We start from the raw sequence: 21,947 nt of genomic DNA, 5'->3' as shown, positions 1-21,947 counted from the left end.
CCCCTCGTTGAGCTCAGGGGGGGCGTTATAGTCAGGTGCTGAAACCTTATTCAGGTGTTTCTTGTATGAGAGATTCCCAGGTGAAGTCTCGACTTGCCTGCTGACGCACGGATTTAGCTCCATCCGTGCGCCGTTAGGCTTCCGCGATAAGTCGTGTTTTCATTCACCAGCAGTGTTGGTGATGAACTCCACGCGGCGGTTGGCGCTCCGTCCCTCGGGCGTATCATTGGACGCAATGGGTTGGGCGGGGCCGTAGCCCTTCGCAGTCAGACGCGAACTCTCAACACCTTGCTGGATGAGATATTGCCGCACTGCGTCCGCGCGGTCCTGGCTCAGTGTGCGATTGAGCTCCTCGGGGCCGGTGTTGTCCGTGTGTCCTTCGATGCGCAGGGACACGCCCGGGTTGGCCTTCAGGTAGTCCGCGATGGCATCCAGGTTCCGACGCTCCGAGTCGGAGAGCGTCGACTGACCCACCGGGAACTGAACGTGGTGCTCGGTCGGCAGCCGCGTCGGCGCTTCGGTGGGGGGCGCCTGGGGCGCGGGCTCGGGAGCGGGCGGCGGTGGCGTGGGCTCCTGCTTGGGTTCAGGGCAGCCACGGTGGGCGGCGACACCGGCCTCGTTCGGGCATGCGTCCTCGCGGTCCACGACGCCGTCGCCATCCGCGTCGGTGTCCGGGCAGCCGTCGTTCTCTGGCGGGCCGGCTTCGAGCGGGCAGCGGTCCTGCCCGTTGGGAACCGTGTCGCCGTCGTCATCCAGCGCGGGGCACTGCTCCGGCGTGTGACTCCGGCCGCTCCGGCACACGTCTTCCCGGGCGGGCGGCTGATGGGCCCAGGCGATGCCCGCGGCCGCGCGGATGGACGGCGTGCCCGGGATGTCCGTGAAGCCATGTCCGGCGATGGCGAAGGCCTCGAAGCCGCCGCCCACGGGCAGCCGCACGCCGCCCAGCAGCTCCAGCGCGAGGTCCGGCTCCACCAGTGACTCCGCGGCTTGCAGCGCGATTTCGCCGCGCAGGCCCTTGCCGCGCGTGGACACGACGACGCCTTGCTCCAACTCGGTGCCGAAGTCGCGTCCGGGCTCGTTCTCCGTGGAGCGGATGCGCACGCCCGCGCTGGCGCCGAGCACGACGGGGCCCAGCTCCCGGCTCACCGCGACCCGGGGCGCGACCTGGAGGCCCGCCCAGCCCTGTTGCCGGCCAAAGGCATCCGCGGTGCCGCCGGGCGTGCCCACGTCCAGGCCCAGGCTGAGGAAGACGGGGGCGCCGTCCTCGCGCCGCAGCAGCGCGTAGCGGGCGCCCAGCTCTGGCGTGCCGAGGCCGAACGCGTCCGGCGCGGAGATGCCGACCAGCGTGTCCGCGCCTTTGCCGCCCTGGTGGATGATGACGGGCAGCCGCGCGGACAGCTCCAGTCGGTCGGTGGGAGACCAGGCGCCCGCGAGCCAACCGGAGACGCGGTAGTCGAGGATGGAGCGCTCCTGGCCATCGCTGCCCTTGAGCAGGAGGATGCCGCGCTCATACCCGGCCATGAGCATCAGCCGGTAGGCGCCCTGGGGGAGCACGTGGCCTGTGTCCACGAGCATTGAGTCCGTGGCGGCGGGGGTGAAGCGAAGCCGCTCCAGGTCGATGGGGACGAGCGCGCCCGTGGTGCTTTGTGCCAGGGCATTGGGCGCGATTGAGGAGATGAGCGCGGCCAGCGCCCAGCTCCGAGCCTGTGTACGCAAGGTGAAGTCCATTCGCGAAAGAGGGTGACGTACGGGTCAGTGCGAGGCGTGACGCGAGCGGCGACGCAGTCCGCTCCACGATGCCAGAGCCACCAGGAGGGCCAGCGACGAGGCAGCGCCACCGCCAGCGGCCTGGCAGCCGCCTCCGGCGATGGAGACGACCGTTGCCTGGACGGTGACCTGGAACGTGCAGCGGGCTTCATTGCCCGCGGCGTCCGTGGCGGTGACGGTGACGGTGTTGTTGCCGTGCCGGAAGGTGCTCCCCGATGCCGGCGAGGACGTGACGGAGGGCGTCGAGACGCCGTCCGTGGCCTCGGGCAACTCGAAGGTCACCGTCGTTCCCGACGCATCATCGGAGGTCGTCCGGATGTCGGCGGGGCACGTCAGCGCGGGCGGGGTGGTGTCCCGCACCTCGACCTGGAAGGTGCATGTGACTTGCGTGCCAGAGGCGTCCTCCGCGGTGGCGGTGACGGTCGTGGTCCCCAGCGGCAGCGTGCTGCCCTCCGCCGGTGAATAGGTGAGCGTGGCGGGTCCGCCCGCTCCGGGCGTCACGGTGGCGGGGGGCCAGTTGCCTGGAGCGCCGTCAGGCCCTGTTGCCTCGATGACGGTGTCCTCGGGGCAGGTGATGGCCAGGGGTTGGGTGGCCTCCACCGCGATGTCCACCGAGGGCTCGTTGCTGTCCAGGCCGCAGTCACTGACGCGGTAGGTGAAGCTGTCGGCGCCCACGTAGCCCGGGTTGGGCGTGTACTGGAGGTTCGGCGGCGTGCCGCTCAGCGTTCCATGCTGGGGCGGCGTGACGATGGTCCACGTCAACGTCTGGTCCGCGTCCGGGTCGGTCGCGGTGAGCGTGATGTCCAGCGGGACGCCGGTCATCGTGGCGATGCGCACGGCGTCCGCGGTGGGCGCGGTGTTGGCGCGCACCATCACCATGCGTCCACCCGGAATGGCGTTGGCGAAGACGGACAGGGCATACGGGCCCGGCGGCGCCTCCGCGGGCACCCGTACCGTCGCACGCGTGGTGGACATGTCCGTGGCGGGAAGCGTCCAGAGCCGCCCTCCTCGGCGGCGCGCAGGCGCACCAGGGGGAAGTCCGTTGGCGAGTCCAGGTAGCTGCCGCTGGACGCGCCCGAGATGCCCCGGAAGCCCTGGCCTTCGATGACGGTGGGGCAGGTCTGGTACAGCGTCTCCGGCGCGGAGACGACCGGACGCCAGGCGGGAGGCGCGAGGACGTCCTCGTAGCGCTGGGCCGTGGTGGCGGCCGTGCCACCCGCGAGCAGGACCTCGCCCGTGGGCAAGGCAACGGCAACGGCCCCACCCCGCACGTCGGGCGCGATGACCGGTGTCCAGGTCCGCGAGGGGCTCCGTAGGTTTCGGCCGAGGCCACGTAGGTGTCTGGCGCGCTCAGGCCTCCGGCGACCAGGAGCGTACCGGACGGCATCAGGGTGGCGGTGTGGCGCCAGCGCGCTTGCGTCAGCGGGCTGTCCGGCGTCCAGGTGTTCGCGGCGGCCGAGTACCGCTCCGTGGTGGCGAGCGCCACGCCTCCCGCGGCGCCGCCCGCCGCCAGGAGCTCTCCAGAGGACAGCAGCGTCAGCGTGAAGCGCTCGCGTCCCTGGGGGAGGCCGGCGATGGGCGCCCAGGTGTTGGTGGCGGGGTCGTACACCTCCGCCGACGCGAGGGCGGCTCCACCCGCGTCACGTCCTCCCGCGATGAGCACCCGTCCATCGGGCAGCAGGGCGGCGGCGTGCGCGGTGCGCGCCCCGGCCGCGGACGCCGCGGCGGTCCACGCCTGGGTGCCCGGGTCGTACAGCTCCGCGGAGGCGAGCACGTCCGCGCCGTCCTGGCCACCGACGACGAGCACCCGACCATCCGGCAGGCGCGTCGCGGTGTGCAGGTGTCTCGCGCGGGTGAGTGACGCCGCGGGGCTCCAGGTGTTCGTGGCCGGCGTATAGCGCTCTGCCGTGTTCAGCGTGCCGCCTGCGTTCGTGCCACCCACGACGAGCAGCTCGCCCGAGGCCAGCGTCGTCGCCGTGGCATCCGCTCGCGCGGTGGAGAGGCCCGCGGCCGCGGACCAGGCGTTCGTCGCCCGGTCATACAGCGAGGCGGACGCCAGCGCGGTGCCCGCACCGTCACGGCCACCCGCCACGAGGACGCGGTTCGTGGGCAGCAGCGCCATCAGCGGGTCAATGCGAGGACCGCCCAGGGCTCCCGCCGCGGCCCAGCCCTGGACGCCAGGGTCATAGACCTCCGTGTCCGCGTAGTACGTGAGTGACGGAATGGAGTGGACGCCTCCGGTGGTGAGCACCTTGCCGGAGGGGAGCAGGGTCGTCGTGCTGTTCTCCCGGCCAATCGCCATGGCGCCCGCGAGGGTCCACGTGCCGGTGGCGGGGTCGTAGAGCTCGGAGACCGGTTGGGCATCTCGCGCGGCGTTGGAGCCGCCCATGACGAGCACCCGGCCGTCGGGCAGCAGTGAGGCGGTATGGCTGTTGCGCGGGAAGTTCAGGGCGCCCGTGGCCGTCCACGTGTTGGCCGCCGGGTCGTAGAGCTCCGCATGCGTGGTGACACCGGTCGCGGTGCGTCCACCCGCGAGCAGCACGCGGCCATCGGGAAGCAGGGTGGCGGTGGCGTAGTGCCTTGGGACCAGGGGCGCCGCGGCGGCGGTCCATGTTCCCGCCACCGGGTCGTAGAGGTCGGCGCCCGGGACTTCGTGGTCCTCGTTGTTGAAGCCGCTCACCGCGAGCACCCGGCCGTCGGGCAGCAGCGTGGCGGTGTGGGCTTGCCGGACCCTCAGGAGGCTGCCGGTGGGGAGGAACGTGTTGCTCGCGGGGTCGTACAGTTCGGCGGTCGCGAGATTGCTGCCGCCCGCGATGAGGAGTTGACCGGAGTCGAGCCGCGTGAGGGTGGCCAGGGGCGGGGCGCGGCCATGGGGCCCGTGGCCGACCAGGTGTCCGTCGCAGGGTCGTAGATGCGCCCCGACGTGGAGCCGTCCGTCAGCACGAGCGCGCGCCCATCGGAGAGGCGCGCGGAAATGGTGACGTTGCCTGAAATCCCGGCGGCGGCCGCCGCGCTCCAGGTGTCGGTGTCGGGGTCGTAGCGTTCGGACGAAGCCACGAAGCCCAGGCGGTTGACGCCGCCGACGACCAGCAACTGGCCGGTGCCGAGCAGGAGGCCGGCGTGCTGAGCGCGGGCCTCCGCCATGGTGGCGGTGGAGGACCAGCCAGGGTCGACGACGAGCGGCGCGGTGAGCCCGGCGAGCGAGACCTCGGTCGTGATGCGGACCTGCGCGCCGTCCACGTCGAACACCTGGGTGCGCGGATTCATGCGCCCACCCGCGAGCCGCGTGCTGCCCGCGCGCGAGTGGCCGTTGGCGTCTCGCACCACGGCGGGATGGAAGCGGAGCACGGGGCGCGCGCTTTCATCCAGGAACTGGAGGTAGTCGCCCGTGTCCTGGATGTGCCGGACGGAGGCCGGCAACGTGACGGTGTACTCGGCGCGGTGCGTTGGCTTGCCACCGCGCGCCTCTGGTACCTCGTCCAGAATCCACGCCTCCTCGACCCGCGAGGTGCGCCAGCCCTGTGGGGTGGTCTGCGTGCTTCCCGCGGGCCACCAGAGGTGCCGCTCGCCCTGGAACGCGGCGAAGCGCTCGCGGTGGAGCGTGCCCGGGGGGCGGCCGCCGGCTGGACCTGGAAGGTCAGCCCGCGCGTGGTCAGCGTCAGCCCTCCGTCATTCCCGAGCTGCGCCTCGAGCAGCCGGGCCGAGGGCGCTGAAGGGGCCGGACCCGTTTCAAGGTCGGGGAAGTAGGCCAGCGCCAGCGCCAGGGCGGTGGGGGCGGAAGGGGCCTGCTTCCACTGGGACAGGGCCTGGCCTCGTGCGGCGGCCAGCGCGTCGTCACCCGGAGGCGTCAATCCCTCCTTCCCGCATGACAGGAGGATGACGCTCCCCACGAGTATCAGGCGCCTGCTCCAGACCGCGCGATGTGACTGCATCCAGGAACTCCGGTTCGAAAGGAGCGGCGGGACGGCGCGAGCCGTGAACCCGACGCTGTGAGTCATTTTCAACGGCTTATCCGCTGCGGGGGCGGATGGGCAATGTCGACCGTGTCTCCGTTGTGCGTTCTGTGCGTCTCCTGGCTCACGGCGCTGGAAGCTTCCGTTCCCCCTGTCGCTTGACGGGGTGGGTGTGGATTCAATACATACCAACCAGTCTGTATGAACCAGATGCCCACCCGACGAAGGCGTGACGCCCCCGAGACGCGGCGTCAGCTCATCGCGGCCGCGACGCACCTGATGATGCGTCAGGGGTTTTCGGCGACGACGGTGGACCAGATTTGCGCCGAGGCCGGGCTGACCAAGGGCAGCTTCTTCCACCACTTCGAGTCGAAGGAGGCGATGGGCCTCGCCGCGATGGCCGCCTTCGCGGAGATGGGCATGGGGCTGTACGCCGAGGCCTGGGACGAGCCCGGCGTGGACCCGCTGGAGAAGCTGCACCGGCTGCTGGACGTCATGAGCGACCTGGCCCGCCAGCACGGCGGGATGCTCACGTGCATGGTGGGCATGCTGTCCCAGGAGCTGGCGCTGTCGAACGCCACCGTGCGCCAGGCGGGTGAAGGCCACATGGAGGCCTGGGTCGGCGCGGTGGCGGGGCTGCTCACGGAGGCGAAGCGGCTGCATCCGCCGCGCGTGGGCTTCGACCCCGACGCCGTGGCCTGGATGCTCTACAGCACGTGGCAGGGCTCGATGCTGGTGGGCAAGACGCGGCAGCGGCCCGAAATGGTCCTTGAGAACCTGCGCCAGATGCGCACGTACCTGGATGGGCTCTTCGAGTCGCCGGTGAAATCAAAGTCCAAGCAATCCAAGCGCGCCTGACGCCGGGCGCATCCTGAACAGAGGAGACCGCATCATGCAGAAGATCACACCCTTCCTGTGGTTCGACGGCAACGCGGAAGAAGCCATGAAGTTCTACGTGTCCGTCTTCAAGAAGGACGCGAAGATTCTCAGCCTCAACCGCGCTGGGGACTCGGACACCGCGCCGGTCGTCTCTGGCACGTTCCAGCTTCATGGACAGCAGTTCATGGCGCTGAACGGCGGGCCTCACTACAAGTTCACCGAGGCCATCTCCCTGTTCGTGGACTGTCAGACGCAGGAAGAGGTGGATGAGCTGTGGTCGAAGCTCCTGGAGGGCGGAGGCCAGACACAGCAGTGTGGCTGGCTCAAGGACCGCTTCGGCCTGTCCTGGCAAATCGTCCCGTCCGTGCTGGGGAAGATGTTGAATGACAAGGACCCGGAGAAGGCGCGCCGGGTGATGGAAGCCATGCTGGGCATGGTGAAGCTCGACATCCGGGGCTTGCAGCGCGCGTACGACGGTGCGGACCAGTAGGTTGCCCGACGGCACGGTGGTGCCGCCCTCTGTCCGTATGGGGCAGGGGGCCGCTTTCAACTCGACGTCAGTCGACACCTGCGCGTCAGCCGTGGCTGTTCGCAGGGTTGCGCCTGACGCTCACGCGGCGGGCCACCCGTGCGCGGAGGTTGAAGGGCACGCCCCATTCGCGCGCGAGCTGCCCGGCGCGTGCCAGCAATCCCGCACGGAGGAGCCTGCGCGCATGGGGCAGCCCCACGAGGATGCGGTTGTCCGACGCCTGCACGTTGAAGGCATAGAGCTGCGGGAAGCTGGCCTGCCACAGCGGGTCCATCAGCGAGCCGGGCTTGCCTGACTTCCGGAGCACGTTGCCCACCACCACCCCGTCCGGCGTCAGCCTCGCCTGCGTGGCCCGCAGGAACTCCTGCGTCGCCAGCGCCGGCGGGATGCTTCGCGTGCCGTAGGCATCCAGGATGATGACGTCATACGGCGCCCCGGGTGATTCGATGAAACGCCGTCCGTCCGTGAGATGGGCGTGCAGGGCCTCGTCCTCGTGGAAGTCGAAGTAGCGCCGGGCCAAGTCCAGCACCTGGGGCTGGATTTCCACCGCGTCGATGTGCGCGTGCGGGAGCACCGCGCGGAGGAAGGTGGGAATGGTGCCGCCTCCCAGGCCCACGACGAGCAGGCGCGAGGGCTCGGGCACGAAGGCCAGCGTCGCCGCCACCGCTCGCGTGTAGTCCAGCTCCAGGCGCAGCGGGAAGCCCGGCCACATCGCGCTCTGGAAGGCGCCAATCCACCCGAACTGGAGGTAGCGGCGGCCCTCGTCGTCCTCACTGACGATGATGGGGCCACTGGCGGACTTCGCGACGTGCAGAATCGTGCGGGGAAACTCGAAGGCGCGGGAGACGCGCGCCAGGGCCAGGACGCCTCGGTGGCGCTGCCTCGCTCGTGAAGGCTCCTTCGTCTGCCACCGGGCGGAACTGGCGAGTGCCGTCCTCCAGGGCCCCGGGTCCCACGCTTGTCCTGCCTGACGCATCCACCTCACGCCCCGAGCATACGGGCTACTCGGCGCAGGGGAAGGATGTGTCGAGCGTGAAGTGGCATTCCAAGGGCATTGATTTTACTTCGATTGCTTCTATTCCTTGTTTGGGGCTGTTGATAGCCTCCGTGCCCGCCATGCTGAGAATCCGTCCGGAGCAGATGGCTTTCATGAACGCGCAAGGGCGCGAGCGCTTCATCGCGGAGACGCTCCAAAGCCTGCCCTCGGTGTTTCCGGGAGACGCGCGGCTCCAGGATGCGAGGGCCCTGCGCGGCGCGGTGGAGGATGGCATCGCCCATGCCGAGCGTCACGGCATCACGGATGCCCGTGAGGTGACGTTGTACGTCTTCTTGTTCATCGAATTCGGGCCCGGGTTCGAGAAGGCGCCAGCCACCCGCTGGATGGGAGACCTGCTCACGGATGCTCAGCGGCCGGCTTCCGAGAAGCTCAATCTCATCTATGCGCGCTTGGAGCTGGCTCGGGCGCGCGAGGGGAATGGATGAATCTCGACGCCGCCCTGAAGGCCGCAGAGAAGACCGCGTCGACCGTCGTGGGGACTTCGACTCTTCCCTGTATCCAGCACCAGACGGGGCTGTTGGTGCTCGTCTATCGGGCAGACACCCAGGAGATGCTGGGGCAGGTCCAGGTGTCGCTGTCGGGACGTGCCATCCGGCTCATCCCTCCCGTGTACGATCCGCACCGCAACAAGGCCATGCAGCCCAAGGGCCGCGTCCTGCGCTACGCCGTGAATGACATGACGGCCGCGACGCAAGACGATGGCGTGGCTCGGTTCCTGCCCTTGGATGCGGGGGCCTACACCGTCACGGTGGATGGCCTCTCGGCGGTGGACGACCTGCTCCTGAATCCAGGGGCCCGGGAGCAGCCGGTCATCTTGAACACCTGCCCGGTGTGCCTGGTCCCAGTCGAAGTGGGGGCGCGCCCCGAGTTCCTGCTGCGATGGAAGCACGATGCCGCGGGTGTCAGCGGCGTGGAGCTCACGCTGGGGGATGCCCATCCCCTGGCTCAGGCCACGGGGACCTCGGGCCTGGTGGGATGGAGCGGGGAACCGCTGGTGCCCGGGCCCTATCCGCTCGCCCTGCGCTTCGCGGGAGGCGGCAAGTTCCAGCTCTATTCCGCCACGGGCCAGTTGCTGGACGCCGCACCTGTGCTGGACATCCCCGCGGGCCGGTCTCAATTCCACTTCCAGGTCCAGCAACTGGGACAGCTCAAGCTCGCCGTCCAGCTCCAGCGGCCTGATGGGACGACGGCGCCCATCGACCGGCCGCACGTCACCGTCCAATGGCCGCCGAGTGCCTCGCCAAGGCAGTGGGTGCTCGACCAGGGCGTCAGTGAGGACATTCCCCTGGTGAATGGACCTCAGACCGCGTTGACGCTCGACGCACTCGAACTCGAGGACGACGGCGCCCCCGAAGTCTTCGAGTTCATGGCCTTGAACCCGTAACGGAGGGCGTCCATGCCTCCTGTCTTCGCCCGCCGGTCGGATTCCAACAAGATTGATGTGACGCACCGGCAGACACTGGGTGAGTTGCTCGACACGAACGGGCTCACCGGACGGTTGAACGACGTGGCCCTCTACAATTGGGGCACCCTCGTCCCGGCGGAAATCAACCGCGCGCTGATCGAACTCGTGGGTTGCGCCAGGCCGGAGACGGACCCGCTCGCGTCGCTGCTCGACCCCGCGCTGGGACCGAAGCCCTTCATTCACAAACCCGAGCCGTGGAAGCCCGACGCGCCGCTCGCCCTGGACACGGCGCACACCGTGCAGGTGCGACGCCGGTTTCCTGCTCCGGCGGTGTCCATCCGCAAGCTCACCCGGTGGTTCCTGCCTTCCTCCGGCACCTGCGAAGCGGAGTACGTGCTGGAAGGTGTCGCCTCCAGTGCCGACAAGGTGGACTTCGAGGTCCACGCCCATGGGTATCACTCGCTTTCGCCTCAGGGCGGGCAGGTGGCCTGCGACACGGATGCGACGGAGGGGGGCTCCACGCACTTGTTTCGCCGGCGCAAATGCTATGAGGTCGCTGACAGGCGGCCGCCCGCCGTGGCCCAGAAGCTCCCGGACTGGAAAGGGGAGAGCGAGGCCACGCAGGGCGTGCTGAAGCGGGAGGGCACGGGGACCTTCATCCACCACGGCTGCGCGCCCTATGACGTGCTGGTGCGGTACTACAAGGATGACCGGGACAACGCGGCGAAAATCCTCCTGACGCCTTTCGCTCCACGCTGGAAGCCCGTCAAGGGCGCGGACCCCGAGCTCGACGAGGACACGCTGAGTGTCTCGTGGGAGCTGCAAGGCGACCACGGCAAGCTCAAGCGGGGGCAGCTCGTCGTCTGGGACAAGGACGACAACGTGGTGTTCTTCGCGCCCCTGGACGAGCAGCAGCTCCGGACCCGGATGCGCTACGAGTTCCTGAAGGATGCGCGGAAGACGTGGGACAAGGCCGCGATTCGCCGCGACCAGTTGCCCTACCGGGTGCAGCTCCAGGCGCACAGTGACGAAGACGAACCGCTGGGCCTCGCGCTGGCCGTGATGCCCACCCAGGTCCGTGCCTTCGACTATGCGCAGGTGCAGTTCATTGCCTTCAACGTCAAGCCGGGGACGAAGCCTCGCGTGCCTGGCCCCGGAATCGACTACCTGGGCGACGCGGACCCGGACGTCGACATCCAGACGCGCTGCGATGTGATGAAGGATGCCATTCGACTCGCGGCGGCGGATGGCCACATCCGTCCCGAGGAGAACGTCCTCAAGTTGTTCATGGCCCCGGAGTTCTACTTCCGAGGAAAGGACGGTGGATATCCGGTCGAGAAGCTCTGGGACGTCACGCGGCAACTCCGGCAGGAGACGGACAAGCCGGAGTATGCAGACTGGCTCTTCGTGTTTGGCAGCGCCATCGGCTATCTCCCGCACGAGGAGTTGGATGCGGTGACGGGGGCGCCCACCGGGACGCCCCTCACGCATGGCGGGGAGGGGCAGGTCCACGCGGTCCTCCTCGAGGCCAATACGTCCGGCGTGGATGACGTCCTCAAGGTCGCGCTTTCGCGCCCTCCCGAAACGACCTGGAAGGTGCGTGGGATTGGGCAGAACCACTCACTCAAGGCCGTCGCGACGACGCTCACGCCCGGCGAGTACCAGCTCACCGTGGACGGCAAGAGCGGCCTTGTTCCAGGCCCTATCGTCTTGTCCGAACCCGTGGCTTGGATTGACACCGTTGACCAGACGGGAGCCTGCACGGAGGTCGTGGTCAACTCCAGGGTGTGCTCTCGCATCTTCATTCCGTCATCGGGCGCCGCGCCTGCTGCGCCGTGGAAGCTGCGCACGGGGTCTGAAGAGGACGACATCAAGGGGTGTGTGCCGCTGGGGGCGGGCCGGTACCGCCTCACGCTGGCGAACAAGAAGGTGGGCTTCGCCAGCGGGTCGGCGGAGCTCGTCGAGCCCAGGTCGACGGAAGTCTTCAACGTCGTCATGGTCCAGAAGGGCTGGCCAGCCCCCCTGCTCAGCCAGGGGTTGAAAGGGGCCGCCGTCTACAAGGAGTACGTCTCCGCCATCGATTTCGTGGGACCCAACTCCCACAATGCCAATGCCTGGTTCGACGCGACGGGCTTGGGCCGGCGTATCGAGATCCATGGCGGCACGGACAGGCTGGCGCTTCCCACGGAAGGCTCCACGGACGTACCGGCGGCGAGCCCCAACCGGGTGGGGCTGGGCGCCACCTGGTTGAACCGGCCGAACCGCGTCGGGTCGGAAATCAACCTGTCGGGCGACGGAGGCGGCTCAGTGGTCACGGTGGATGGCGTCACCCTGGGCCTGGAGGTCTGCCTGGACCACGCCATGAACCGCCTGGACCTTTTCTATCATGGGGGAACAGCCCCGTTCCCCCTTCGGGCCGCAGCCCCTGGCGCCGTGGCTGGTGACCCTCGGGTGCAGGTCCAGCTCATCCCGTCGTTCGGCATGTCCATTGGTCGTGGGAAGCTGTGCACCTGGATTGGGGGCCCGCAGCCCGGCCTGGTGTTCAACGTCGATGGTCAGCGGTGCGCATCGGTGGCACGCGTGACGGATGGCGCTTACTCCTGCGATGACCATCCGGCCATGCACGCGACCGTGCCGGGCCTTTGCACCCAGGACAAGGAATTGCGGTGGTGCGTCGGCTGTAACAAGACGCGGAGCGCGCCCGGGGACTGCCCGACTCACGGTCCGACCGAGGCGCGGCATCTGTGCGGCTACGCCTGGCAAAGGTGGCAGTGTGGGGTGGTCGGCTGTACCAATACCATGCCCTGCCTCGCACACCCCTATCCCCCCGCGCCTCCTCCGCTTGGCTTCAACTGGTGTCTGAAATGCAGCAAGGAATTCCCCGTGGGCCTGCCTTGCTCCACCTGCGGTGGCCCACCCGCGCCATGTCCTGAGTCCTACAGGGTGGGGACGACCTGCTCCAAGCACACTCCCGCGCTCCCTCAGCGATGCAACGCGCCGCTGGTCTCCATGGGGCGGTCCATCGCCACGGTGGGTGGCCCCACCCAGGTGAATTCCAGCCACGACCCGGCTTTCTTCGACGAAGGGGGACACGTGCTCGTCTATTCCGCGCAAGTCCTTCCGCGTCCCGACGTCTTTTGAGGCCGTGGTGGGAGCCTCGAACTTCGAGGCTCCCGATGGACCTACTGGCCTCGCGCCGGGTTTCTCCTCCGGCGTCCCAGGATGCCGAGAATCGCGAACGCCAGTGGGCCCGCGAAGCTGGCTCCAGCGGCTGTGCAGCCACCCGAATTCTCGGTGTCGTCTGGCTGCTGCGGCGTCGTGCCCGCATCCGTGGGTGTGTCCGTGCCCGCGTCCGTGGGCGTGCCTGTTCCCGCGTCGGGCTCGGTGCCCGTGCCCGCGTCCGGTGTCTCGGTCCCTGGCTCGGAGGCATCCCCATACGCGCCGATGTGGGCCGGGCTCACCTGGGCGCGCGGCTCACCCGCGGTGTGTTTCACGTACTGCCAGGTGACGGGCTCGCTACGGGTCTCGGCGGGGAGTGCCACCGCCTGACTTCGCAGGGCGGAGGCAGCGGCCAGGCGGAAGTCCTGTCCGGCGAGGTTGATGAACCCGGGGTCGGTTCCGGTGAGATTCCCCCCCGCATCCACCACGGCGCCCGTGAGCGTGCCGAAGGTGCTCACGTAGCCGGGCTTGTACCAGTTGCCGCCATGTCGGAGCGTGCCCGCCTCGTCCGTGAGGGACAGCGTGTTGCCATGGGCCGCGGCCACCAGCATCACGTTGTTCATCACGTGCGCCGTCTGGTTCTGGTGCGACAGCCGCAACAACGTGGTCCGGTCCGTGCGGCTGGACACCACGGTGTTGTGGAAGAAGTAGAGCGTGCCCCGGTAGTTGGCCGTGTTGCCGGAGTCGCCACCGAAGTGGACGATTTGCCGGTTGCCCGCGCCCTCGGGCTCCAGCAGGACGTTGCCGTAGACGAAGGTCCGCGCATACGACGGCGCCGCGCGCAGCGTGCCGCTGGACGAGTCCACCAGGTCGAGCTGCCGGTTACCTCCCTCAATCCAGTTGTACCGGATGAGACTGCCCGCCGAGCGGTCCTTCAGGTTGTTGCCCAGACAGCCGGTGCAGAGCGGACCGAAGCGGTTGAACTGGTAGGTGATGCCCAGCGCTTCGGTGTACGCGTTGTGCTCGAGGATGCTGCCGGTGTTGCCGTTGCCCAGGATGTGGCTGTGCTCGACGGTGACATTCGACGCCTGGTTGGCGATGAACAGGCCGTTGCCGCTGTCCTCGAGCACGCAGCCCCGGATGGTGATGTGTTCGCCCTTCTCGATGAAGATGGCGGCGGCGTTGTCCAGGTAGGTGGACGCGCCATTGCGGCCGGTGAAGGCGCCACGTGCCCGGCGCAGGTGGAGGTTCTCCACCACCAGGTGCGCGGGCATCGTGTCCGCGGGCCGGTTGGAGCCACCAATCTTCAGGATGCCGCGCTCCTCACCCCAATAGTTGAGCTGCGAGCGCGTGGTGGCGTTCTCGCCGACGATGACGGGCAGGTTGCCCTGCGCGTCCTTCACGCCGCGCACGGTGATGGGCGCGGCGGCAGTGCCCCTGCGGCCCAGGACCCACTTCTCCGCGTAGGGCGTGGGCCGTGCGTGGACGAAGACGGTGTCTCCGGGCTCGAGGGACTCCCAGGGCACGTCACCCAGGCGGGTGTACTGCTGGTCGGGGCCTACGCGGTACTCCGCGGCCTGGACGGCCAGCGGCTGGAGCAGGACGAGAAGGGCGGCTCGCGAGAGGTTCATGTCTCGCAGTCTGACGGCTCCTCCCGGTCCAGGTCCACGAGGGCTGACGCTCCTCGAGGACACGGGTGAAGCGCACCGGGAAGTTTGTAGGCGGAGCGCTCGCCAGGCTCAGGCAGGCGGGCGCGCTGAGTCGCGAGGGCAGGCCCGCGTAGGGGGGACAACCGCGTGCTGCAACGGTAGCGGCGCCCCGCCGGGCCCTGGTAGGGTTCCCCACGGGGCGGCCCTGGGTGTGCTTCCTTCTCACTCCTGAGGTAGCGGATCCGCTCTCCGCCCCGTTTTTTCCTCTCGTCTGGAGTCACCATGGGCTCCCCTTCGCTCGACGTGATGGGCGGTACCGCCGCGCTGCTGCTCCGGACCCTGGGGCTTGTCTTCCTCCCCTCAGGACTTGCTCCCAGCGGTGACTCGCAGGAGCGGGAGCAGGGCATGGATGCCCTGGAGGCAGACCTCGCGGGGGTGGGCTACACGCTGGACGGCGCGCTCCGGGAGGCGCTGCTCGCGCTGCCCACCGAGGTCATGGCGGCTTCCGGCCGCTTCATCTACGACAACTGCGCGGCGCTTCGGGGCTCCAACCGGCCCTTCGTTCCATTGTTCCGGAACTTCCCCGAGAGCGTCCCGCACGACACCCGGCAGTTGTACGTGCAGCGGATGCTGGGCTGGCTGTTCCAGTCGCCGGAACAGCCGTGCATCCACTGCGGCGCGCAGGGCACGGTGCGTGCGCTGTCGCCGTGCGCCCACCTGGTCTGCGAGCGGTGCTACGACGGAAGCGACTACAGCGCGTGTCCCATCTGTCACCGTCGCTTGTCTCCGTCCGAGCCGTTCCTCAAGCCCACGGCGCTCGAGGCCGCCGAGCGCGTGTATGCACTGGCCGCCAACCGGCTGACGCGGCTGTCCCTGGGGACCGACCCGGATGCCACGGGGAGGGAGGTCATGCGGCGCCTGGTGTCCCGGTCCACGGTGCTGCACCCCTCCGAGGTGATGTTACTGAAGATGCTCGTCTCCGCCACGGGGGTGCGCATCCTGGGGTGGCTCCCTCCGAGCATCCCGGTGAAGGAGACGCTGGCGCAGGTCATGGGCCTGCTGCTTCAGGATGCCCGCACGGCGGGAGACGTGCTGGCCGGCGCCGCGGCATACGTGAAGACCGCCACGGATGTGCTCCGGATACTCGTCGCATGGGCGGGCGGCAACCCCGACCTCACCGTCAAGATTCCACTGAAGAGCCCTCCGCGTCCGGTACGGCGCGCCGTCCTGCGGATGCTGGAAGGCTTCTCCGTGCTGAACCTCACCGAGGACCTCCGGCGCCACCCCGGCTTGTGGAAGGCCCAGGCGAAGCTCCTGCATGTCTTCGAGGAGTGGCAGCGCCATCCGAAGGTCGCGCTCGCGTTCGCTGTCTTGCGTGAGACGGTGTTGGTGCCGGAGACACCGTTCGGAGCATCCGTGCTGAGTCTGGCCAGCGAGCATCCAGCGGCCTTTCACAGGCTGGAGGCCGACGGAGGGGTGCGCGTTGGCTTCCGCTCCTTTGCCTCACACGTCGAAGCGGCGCTGGACGCGAGCGATGTCCGCGGCGCACTGCGGCTGCTGCGGCAGCGACCCGGTGAGCTGCTGCGCCGGTTGGACCATGTGAGCCGCCTGTCGGTGGCCCGGTCGAGCTCCGCCGCGCTCGACCCGGAGCTGCTCGCGGTGCTCGAGGCGGTGCTGCCTCGGGGCGCGCCTGGGCTGCTGCTCACCGTGGCGGCGCACCTGCGTCAGCGGCACAAGCCGTTCGCCAAACGCGTGTTCTTTCCCAAGGGCGAGGCCACCCACGCCTGGGGCATGGAGGACCGGCGCCCCTTGCTCCCTGGCGACGCCATTGGCCAGCTGGTGGCGCCGCTGGAGCGGGAGCTGCTGCGCCGGGCGGAGGCCCTGCCGGCCTTCCCTCAAGCGGTGCTCGACGAGGCCCTGGCCGACCTGATGGTTCCGCTGGCGGAGAAGACGGCCTCCCGGGCATTGGTGGCGGTTCCGCGTGGGAGCCTGCTGCCGCTGCCGGAAGGGAAGACGTTGCGCTTCTTCGTCCACTGGACGGAGCCCAAGGGGACGCGGGTGGACCTGGACTTGTCGGTGGCCTTCTACGACAAGGATTGGTGGTTGGTGGACCTGTGTGACTTCACGAACCTGCGGCTGGCGGACGACGCCGCGGTGCATTCGGGGGATGTCACCTCCGGGCCCCTGCCGACGGGTGGCGCCGAGTTCCTGGATGTCCATGCTCCGAGGCTGCTGGCGCAGGGCGTGCGCTACGCCATTCCGGTGGTGTTCTCCTACAACAGCGTCTCGTTCGACCGCATGGAGGACGCGTTCGCGGGCTTCATGGTCCGGGACGGGGAGGGCGGGCCCCACTTCGATGCGCGCGCGGTGGAGCAGCGCTTCGACCTGCAGGGGAGCGGGAAGATCTCCGTGCCGCTCGTCATCGACCTCGTCGAGAAGACGCTCCGTTGGGTGGATGTGAAGGTCCCTCCCGAGGATGGCTTCCAGAGTGTGCACAGCTCGCGAGGCGAGCTCGCGAACCTTGGAAAGGACACCCTGGCCTACTTCGGAACCGGCGCCCGCCCCACGCTCTGGGACCTGGCTTGCCTTCACGCCGCCGCGCGCAGCCGCACGGTGCAGGTCCGGCGCCGGGATGGCACGGTGTCTGTCCTGAAGCGGGGCTCGGACGAGGACACCGCCGCCTTCCTGCGCAGGCTGCGTGGCCTTGAAGTGGATGCCACCCCCCACGCCTTCTCGCCTGGCTCGGCGCCCACATTCTTCGCGGGGATGACGGACCGCCCCTCGCTCCCGGCCGGCAGCGAGGGCTATGCGCTGCGGTTCCTCCACACCTCCGCGGAATCCGTTTCACGGCTGGCCGCGGGCGATTTGGTGTCCGCGCTGAAGGCATAGCCCGGTCCAGGTTCGCCCGTGTCACCTCGGCGGAAGCGCGTCGCCCGGCAGTAGCCGCCTGGGTGGTGGAGGTGGGAGCCCTGACGCGTCGGGTGCGGGGTTCCTCCCTCCGAGACATTGCTCCAGGCGCACTTTCACAGGAAGGACGGAAAGTGCGATAATCGTGAAGGCAACCAACGCCTTCAGGGGAGCGACTGACATGCCTTTGTATTACGTGCAGAACTTCACTTACGACGGTCCTGGCAGCTCGAAGATGTATGGCGCCATGGGTGCCCACAACCACGACCAGGCCAATCAGTTCACCAAGGACTGTGTCGCCTACCTGAAGAGCATTGGCTGTACGAACGTGCAAGAGACGGGCAGCTTCGCGAGCAATCAGGCCGAGCCGCTCAAGGGCAAGGAGATGCGCTGGGACGTGCTTCAAGACAAATGGGTGAAAGCCTAGCGGTGCCCGCGGGCGTGCCTCTCCTCACGGGCCGAGGCACGCCGCTGCGCGCGGTGGCTCAGGGCGAATCCACGGCGTGCGTCAGGGGACGGCCGTCCTTGGGCGCGGCGAACCGGGCCTCGTCGCGCGAGAAGCGGTACTTCTTCATGGCCGAGAAGTCCCCCTTCATCCGAGGGTATTCGAGGTCCATGACGACCCGTCCTTCCTTCACGAAGACGAGCAGGCATTCCGATTCATAGATGTCTCTCGCGCCGGACCAGTCGTTGCCAAGCGATTGGCGGACTTCCTCCGCGACCACATAGGGCGTGAAGACGCGGAGGGTGTCCCAGTCGAAGTCCGTCACCTCCGACAGGTGGAAGGCCTCTCCTGTCTTCGCGGCGGAGCGGATGCGCTGCTCCAGCTTCGTGGCGAGCGCAGCGCGCTCTTTGCCTCTTCCACAGCCGCTCATCGCCACGCCGCAAGCGAGCCAAAGCGTCACCGCAATCACTGACGTGCCTGCCCAGTTTCTGTGTCCGCGCATGCGCGGCACTCTAACGGATTGTCTGGCTAGAAGCCCCGGAGCAGGGGCCGTCCGTGGGACAAGCCGGGCCAGGGAATGGCCAGTGCGACGAACAGCATGGCCAGCAGGAGCCCCACCGCCCAGGTGCGGTGCTTGGATTGAGCGGGCGCCTCCCGCCGCGTCATCGCGGAGGTGGCGTGCGCGGCCGTGAGGGCCAGGAGCATCAGCAGTGGGTGCTCCAGGCTGAAGAAGCGCAGGTGGCCGATGGACATGCTCATCCGCAGCGCGTCCAGGCTCCGGGGCGTGACGGGGCTGAGCGCGAAGTAGAGCGTCATCCCCAGCAGCATCTGGGTATCGAAGGCGGAGACGAAGAAGACCTGGAGCCGCCGGTCGCCGGGCGTCCAGTCACGGGCTCGCGCCCAGCCCATCAGTGCCCTCACGAGCGCGAGCACTCCCAGCACCACCACCGCCCAGCGCAGCCAGGAGTGGAGGAGCAACACCACTGAGTAGAGCATGGTGCCTACCCCCCCTTCTTCGTGGGCATCGCTTCAATCCAGCGCTGGATGAGCGCCCGGCCCTGTTCATCCACCACGCGAGTGCCCAGGGGTGGCATTTGCATGAAGTCCCCGCGCTGGCCCATCCGGTAGAGCAGCGAGCTGTGCTGGACGTCACCCGGCGCGACGCGCTGCGAGCTCTTCCCGAACATGCCCGACGTCTGGATGAGCGCCTTCACATTCACGGACGTGCGCCAGGTGTCCGTCTCCTGCACGGAGCCGAGCTCGCCCGCTTCCAGGCGCAGGTGCAGGCCGGAACTGTTGCCCAGCGCCATGCGGTTGGCGCTGTGGCACGACACGCCGCAGTTCATGTGCAGGTAGCCCAGGGCGGCCTGCTCCACCGGCGTGCCAGGAATGCGGGGCACCTGCGCGGGCGGGTGGCTCAGGCGTCCCTCCTCCACCAGCTTCGCCAGCGTGAGGCCTCGCGCGCCGTCGTGGGCCAGCGCGACGGCCTCGAAGCCGAGCACCTCGTCGCCGCGCCCTCGGTGGCAGGACTGGCAATCCTGCTGGCTGGGGATTTCGTAGCCCTCCGTGCCGGGCACGTCCTTCTCACCGCTGGTCAACTCGAGCGCCGTCTTCCCGTCGTCGCTCCAGCGGTAGGTGGTCCGCAGCCAGCTCCCGTCCGGGCGCTTCCAGAGGAAGCGCGTCTCGATGGGCCGCCCCTTCCAACTGAACTCCTTCCAGAGCTTCGTGCCCACGGGGAAGCGCCACTCGTCGCTCTTGGACGTGTCCACCTTCGTACCGGGCGGCAGGTAGATGAAGCGCGTCTTGTCCAGGCCGTCGCTCCAGAGCTGGAGGCCGGGCTCGTAGGGGCGCACCTCGGGGGGAATCGCCCGGGCCGCCCACCCGGCGCCGCCCTCGCCGTAGAGTCCCGTGCAGGCCAGGTGCTGGAGCGTCTGGCACTGGATGCCGCCGTTGGCTTCCTTCACGCCCTCCTCGGTGGGCGTCTTGGTACAGCCTCCGGCGAACACCATGAGGGTGAGCAGCAGCGCACTCGCGCGTGGCGGGGACATCGGGCCTCCTGACACCTTCCACCCTACCGGCTCGGGCGCCGCGTTTCGTGCGTCTTGCTGACGCACCCCGGGGCTCACTTGGGAACGGGGTACTTGGACAGCTTGCGTTGCAGGCTCCGCCGCTGGATGCGCAGCAACCGGGCGGCCTGGGAGATGTTGCCCCCACAGTCGGCGAGCACGCGCTGGATGTGCTCCCACTCCGCGCGCGCCAGGGAGGGCACCTCGTGGGTGAGCGCGGCCTCCTGCCCGGAGGAGGGTGGCGCCGGCGAAGGCCAGCAGGATGTCGTCCACGTCCGCGGGCTTGGCCAGGTAGTGCGTGGCACCTCGCCGGACGGCCTCCACCGCCGTGGCGATGCTGCCATAGCCCGTCAGCACCACGACGGTGGTGCTCGCGTCCAGGGCCTTCAGCTCGCGCACCAACTCCAGGCCGGAACCGTCGGGCAGGCGCAGGTCGACGACGGCGTAACCCGGACGCAACGCCCGCGCGGTCTCGAGCGCCGCTTGCGCGCTGGCCGCGCCATGGGCCTGGAAGCCGTGCCGTACGAAGGCGCGCACCAGCCGCTCTCGGAATCGCTCGTCGTCGTCGGTGACGAGCACCGTGGCGGGGGCTTCACCTGGGGGCATCGGACGACTCCTTCCTCAAGGGCAGCTCCAGCGTCACGCGCGTCCCCTGTCCCTCCTCGGAGCTGAGCTCCAGGCGGCCTCCACACAGCTCGGCGTACGTCTGGGTGAGGAACAGGCCCAGCCCCATGCCCTGGCCCGCGGGCTTGGTGGTGAAGAAGGGCTCGCCCAGCCGGGGCAGCAGCGCGCGCGGGATGCCGGTGCCCCGGTCCTCCACGATGAAGCGCAGGCGCTCTTCCTCGCGGTGCGCGGACACCACGACGTTCGCTCCGGTGGCCTCGCTGGCATGCAGCCCGTTGCGCACCAGGTTCGTCAGGACCTGCACCAGTCCTCGCACGGGGCACCAGAAGGGCACGTCCGGGCCGGGCTCGAGTTGGAGGCGCGCCTGGTCGGCGGTGCCCAGTTGTTCCCGGAGGCGGGCGAGCACGTCGCTCGGCGTCGTCCGTTCGGGGACCTCGCCCAGCGTCTGTCCGGCGCGGGCGCTCATGCGCTCCAGGATGTCCCGGCAGCGCTCCACCTCGTCCCTGATGAGGCGGGCGTCCTCCAGCGCCTCCTGGGGCGCCTCCAGGATGAGCGCGTCCAGTTCGTTGGCCGCGATGGCGATGGTGCCCAGCGGCGTGCCCAGCTCGTGTGCCGCGCCGGCCGCCAGCGTGGACAGCGACGCCAGCTTCTCCGCGCGCGCCGCCAGCCGCTGCGTGCGCGCCAGCGCGGCATGCCGGTCTCTCAGCGCGGCGGCCACGCGGGCGACGACGAAGCCGATGATGAGTGCCGTCAGCGTGAAGGCGACCCACATGCCCACGACGTGGAGCGAGTCCAGGCCGTGGCTGCCCGACGGGTTCACCGTGTCGGGCAGTGGGACGTGGCAGGCGAAGAGGCTGGTCGAGCCCAGCACCGACAGCATCGCGATGAGCGCCGTCCAACGGGGGCCCAGCACGATGGCCGCCAGCGTCACGTGGACGAGATACAGCATGGCGAACGGGTTGGCCGGGCCACCGGACAGCGCGAGCAGCCCCGTCAGCAACGCGGTGTCGAACGCGAGCACGGCGCCCAGCAGGCCGGGACGGACCTCGGGCTCGCGGCGGAGCCAGAGCGCGAGGAGCAGGTTGGACACCGCCGTCGTGGCCACCAGGGCCAGCAGGGGCGCCACGGGCAGTTTCAACTCCAGCACCCGGACGGCGACGCCCACTGTCAGCGCTTGTCCGGCGACGGCATGCCAGCGCAGGCGGACCAGCCACCCGAGCGCGATGTCGCTGGAGGACAGCCGCGCCGCCATGTCCCCAGTGGAGCGTCGGAAGGCGGAGCGCGGGGGCGAGGACAGGACGTCAGGCGACGGCGCCTCGGGGTGAGTCGGCGCGGTGGACACCCGCACGTCATATCCCGGCGATGGCAGTGGCGTGTGCGTCAAGTTGACGCATTGGCCTGCCGGACCGGTGCCTGGCCCTGGAGCGTGCTCCGCAGCCGGCCGATGTTTCGCGAGGGCGGCGCGCCAAGCAGCCGGCTGTACTCCCGGCTGCATCGCGAGGGGGCC

17 protein-coding genes and 2 pseudogenes are annotated in these 21,947 nt (G+C 69.2%); 7 read left to right on the top strand and 12 right to left on the bottom strand.

Annotated elements, in window-relative coordinates:
• Positions 1 to 159: 159 nt before the first annotated feature.
• From QEG98_RS34410 to QEG98_RS42420, 5 genes and pseudogenes are all read right to left on the bottom strand, one after another.
• Entirely contained in the window at positions 160 to 1,728 is a 1,569-nt protein-coding gene (locus QEG98_RS34410; RefSeq protein ID WP_410477882.1) for an OmpA family protein, read from the bottom strand.
• Between the two features lie 24 nt (positions 1,729 to 1,752).
• Positions 1,753 to 2,742, bottom strand: a complete 990-nt coding sequence (locus QEG98_RS42435; RefSeq protein ID WP_410477881.1) for an HYR domain-containing protein — start codon at positions 2,740 to 2,742, stop codon at positions 1,753 to 1,755.
• Positions 2,640 to 3,011, bottom strand: coding sequence for a hypothetical protein (locus tag QEG98_RS42430; RefSeq protein WP_410478104.1), 372 nt, complete (start codon positions 3,009 to 3,011; stop codon positions 2,640 to 2,642). Before QEG98_RS42430 ends, QEG98_RS42435 begins: the two co-directional genes overlap by 103 nt.
• Before the next feature lie 350 nt (positions 3,012 to 3,361).
• Positions 3,362 to 4,309: pseudogene (locus tag QEG98_RS42425) on the bottom strand (Kelch repeat-containing protein); the annotation flags it as partial.
• Between the two features lie 191 nt (positions 4,310 to 4,500).
• Complete coding sequence (locus QEG98_RS42420) at positions 4,501 to 5,187, bottom strand: hypothetical protein (RefSeq protein ID WP_410477880.1); 687 nt, start codon at positions 5,185 to 5,187, stop codon at positions 4,501 to 4,503.
• Positions 5,188 to 5,930: 743 nt separating this feature from the next.
• On the opposite strand from QEG98_RS42420, the gene QEG98_RS34400 reads away from it, so the two are divergent.
• Complete coding sequence (locus QEG98_RS34400) at positions 5,931 to 6,578, top strand: TetR/AcrR family transcriptional regulator (RefSeq protein WP_316564319.1); 648 nt, start codon at positions 5,931 to 5,933, stop codon at positions 6,576 to 6,578.
• 34 nt (positions 6,579 to 6,612) lie between these two features.
• Positions 6,613 to 7,089 (top strand): VOC family protein, encoded by a 477-nt coding sequence (locus tag QEG98_RS34395; RefSeq protein ID WP_316564318.1) that lies wholly within the window; start codon positions 6,613 to 6,615, stop codon positions 7,087 to 7,089.
• Between the two features lie 85 nt (positions 7,090 to 7,174).
• Here the strand turns inward: QEG98_RS34395 and QEG98_RS34390 are convergent, their stop codons facing one another.
• Positions 7,175 to 8,104 (bottom strand): fused MFS/spermidine synthase, encoded by a 930-nt coding sequence (locus tag QEG98_RS34390; RefSeq protein WP_316564317.1) that lies wholly within the window; start codon positions 8,102 to 8,104, stop codon positions 7,175 to 7,177.
• A gap of 140 nt (positions 8,105 to 8,244) precedes the next feature.
• Here QEG98_RS34390 and QEG98_RS34385 point away from each other — a divergent pair, with 140 nt between their 5' ends.
• From QEG98_RS34385 to QEG98_RS34375, 3 genes are read left to right on the top strand one after another with little or no spacing between them, the layout of a single operon-like run.
• A complete protein-coding gene (locus tag QEG98_RS34385) occupies positions 8,245 to 8,610 on the top strand; it encodes a hypothetical protein (protein ID WP_316564316.1) in 366 nt (121 codons plus the stop codon).
• Positions 8,607 to 9,569, top strand: a complete 963-nt coding sequence (locus QEG98_RS34380) for a hypothetical protein (RefSeq protein ID WP_316564315.1) — start codon at positions 8,607 to 8,609, stop codon at positions 9,567 to 9,569. The genes QEG98_RS34385 and QEG98_RS34380 overlap by 4 nt, the downstream gene beginning before the upstream one ends.
• 12 nt (positions 9,570 to 9,581) lie before the next feature.
• Positions 9,582 to 12,731 carry a hypothetical protein gene (locus QEG98_RS34375; RefSeq protein ID WP_316564314.1) on the top strand — a complete coding sequence of 1,050 codons (3,150 nt, stop codon included), beginning with the start codon at positions 9,582 to 9,584 and terminating at the stop codon, positions 12,729 to 12,731.
• A 41-nt stretch (positions 12,732 to 12,772) separates the two neighbouring features.
• Here the strand turns inward: QEG98_RS34375 and QEG98_RS34370 are convergent, their stop codons facing one another.
• A complete protein-coding gene (locus QEG98_RS34370) occupies positions 12,773 to 14,380 on the bottom strand; it encodes a right-handed parallel beta-helix repeat-containing protein (RefSeq protein WP_316564313.1) in 1,608 nt (535 codons plus the stop codon).
• Positions 14,381 to 14,680: 300 nt separating this feature from the next.
• Between QEG98_RS34370 and QEG98_RS34365 the strand changes: the two genes are divergently transcribed.
• Both QEG98_RS34365 and QEG98_RS34360 read left to right on the top strand, forming a co-directional pair.
• Complete coding sequence (locus QEG98_RS34365) at positions 14,681 to 17,287, top strand: MXAN_6230/SCO0854 family RING domain-containing protein (protein WP_316564312.1); 2,607 nt, start codon at positions 14,681 to 14,683, stop codon at positions 17,285 to 17,287.
• A gap of 199 nt (positions 17,288 to 17,486) precedes the next feature.
• Complete coding sequence (locus QEG98_RS34360; RefSeq protein ID WP_090493492.1) at positions 17,487 to 17,732, top strand: hypothetical protein; 246 nt, start codon at positions 17,487 to 17,489, stop codon at positions 17,730 to 17,732.
• Positions 17,733 to 17,790: 58 nt separating this feature from the next.
• Here the strand turns inward: QEG98_RS34360 and QEG98_RS34355 are convergent, their stop codons facing one another.
• From QEG98_RS34355 to QEG98_RS34335, 5 genes and pseudogenes are all read right to left on the bottom strand, one after another.
• On the bottom strand, positions 17,791 to 18,252 hold the full coding sequence (locus QEG98_RS34355; protein WP_316564311.1) for a hypothetical protein: 462 nt from the start codon (positions 18,250 to 18,252) through the stop codon (positions 17,791 to 17,793).
• 26 nt (positions 18,253 to 18,278) lie between these two features.
• Complete coding sequence (locus QEG98_RS34350; RefSeq protein ID WP_316564310.1) at positions 18,279 to 18,746, bottom strand: hypothetical protein; 468 nt, start codon at positions 18,744 to 18,746, stop codon at positions 18,279 to 18,281.
• 5 nt (positions 18,747 to 18,751) lie between these two features.
• On the bottom strand, positions 18,752 to 19,798 hold the full coding sequence (locus QEG98_RS34345; protein ID WP_316564309.1) for a hypothetical protein: 1,047 nt from the start codon (positions 19,796 to 19,798) through the stop codon (positions 18,752 to 18,754).
• Positions 19,799 to 19,872: 74 nt separating this feature from the next.
• A pseudogene (locus QEG98_RS34340) lies at positions 19,873 to 20,422 on the bottom strand (response regulator transcription factor).
• Entirely contained in the window at positions 20,409 to 21,782 is a 1,374-nt protein-coding gene (locus tag QEG98_RS34335; protein WP_316568011.1) for an ATP-binding protein, read from the bottom strand. The pseudogene QEG98_RS34340 and the gene QEG98_RS34335 overlap by 14 nt, the downstream one beginning before the upstream one ends.
• Between the last annotated feature and the right edge of the window lie 165 nt (positions 21,783 to 21,947).

The sequence above is a fragment of the Myxococcus sp. MxC21-1 genome, from assembly GCF_032612255.1.
GTDB classification, from domain to species: Bacteria; Myxococcota; Myxococcia; order Myxococcales; family Myxococcaceae; genus Myxococcus; species Myxococcus virescens.
Note: the sequence above shows the minus strand (reverse complement) of the source record. Positions and strands in the feature narration are given on the sequence as shown.

What these genes read in the sequence shown, in the direction of transcription:
- QEG98_RS34395 (WP_316564318.1), top strand. Translation starts at nt 6,613, where the DNA reads ATGCAGAAGATCACACCCTTCCTGTGGTTCGACGGCAACGCGGAAGAA.
- QEG98_RS42435 (WP_410477881.1), bottom strand. Translation starts at nt 2,742, where the DNA reads ATGTCCACCACGCGTGCGACGGTACGGGTGCCCGCGGAGGCGCCGCCG.
- QEG98_RS34350 (WP_316564310.1), bottom strand. Translation starts at nt 18,746, where the DNA reads ATGCTCTACTCAGTGGTGTTGCTCCTCCACTCCTGGCTGCGCTGGGCG.
- QEG98_RS34370 (WP_316564313.1), bottom strand. Translation starts at nt 14,380, where the DNA reads ATGAACCTCTCGCGAGCCGCCCTTCTCGTCCTGCTCCAGCCGCTGGCC.
- QEG98_RS34360 (WP_090493492.1), top strand. Translation starts at nt 17,487, where the DNA reads ATGCCTTTGTATTACGTGCAGAACTTCACTTACGACGGTCCTGGCAGC.
- QEG98_RS34380 (WP_316564315.1), top strand. Translation starts at nt 8,607, where the DNA reads ATGAATCTCGACGCCGCCCTGAAGGCCGCAGAGAAGACCGCGTCGACC.
- QEG98_RS34400 (WP_316564319.1), top strand. Translation starts at nt 5,931, where the DNA reads ATGCCCACCCGACGAAGGCGTGACGCCCCCGAGACGCGGCGTCAGCTC.
- QEG98_RS34355 (WP_316564311.1), bottom strand. Translation starts at nt 18,252, where the DNA reads ATGCGCGGACACAGAAACTGGGCAGGCACGTCAGTGATTGCGGTGACG.
- QEG98_RS34345 (WP_316564309.1), bottom strand. Translation starts at nt 19,798, where the DNA reads ATGTCCCCGCCACGCGCGAGTGCGCTGCTGCTCACCCTCATGGTGTTC.
- QEG98_RS34390 (WP_316564317.1), bottom strand. Translation starts at nt 8,104, where the DNA reads ATGCGTCAGGCAGGACAAGCGTGGGACCCGGGGCCCTGGAGGACGGCA.
- QEG98_RS34365 (WP_316564312.1), top strand. Translation starts at nt 14,681, where the DNA reads ATGGGCTCCCCTTCGCTCGACGTGATGGGCGGTACCGCCGCGCTGCTG.
- QEG98_RS34385 (WP_316564316.1), top strand. Translation starts at nt 8,245, where the DNA reads ATGCTGAGAATCCGTCCGGAGCAGATGGCTTTCATGAACGCGCAAGGG.
- QEG98_RS34375 (WP_316564314.1), top strand. Translation starts at nt 9,582, where the DNA reads ATGCCTCCTGTCTTCGCCCGCCGGTCGGATTCCAACAAGATTGATGTG.
- QEG98_RS34410 (WP_410477882.1), bottom strand. Translation starts at nt 1,728, where the DNA reads ATGGACTTCACCTTGCGTACACAGGCTCGGAGCTGGGCGCTGGCCGCG.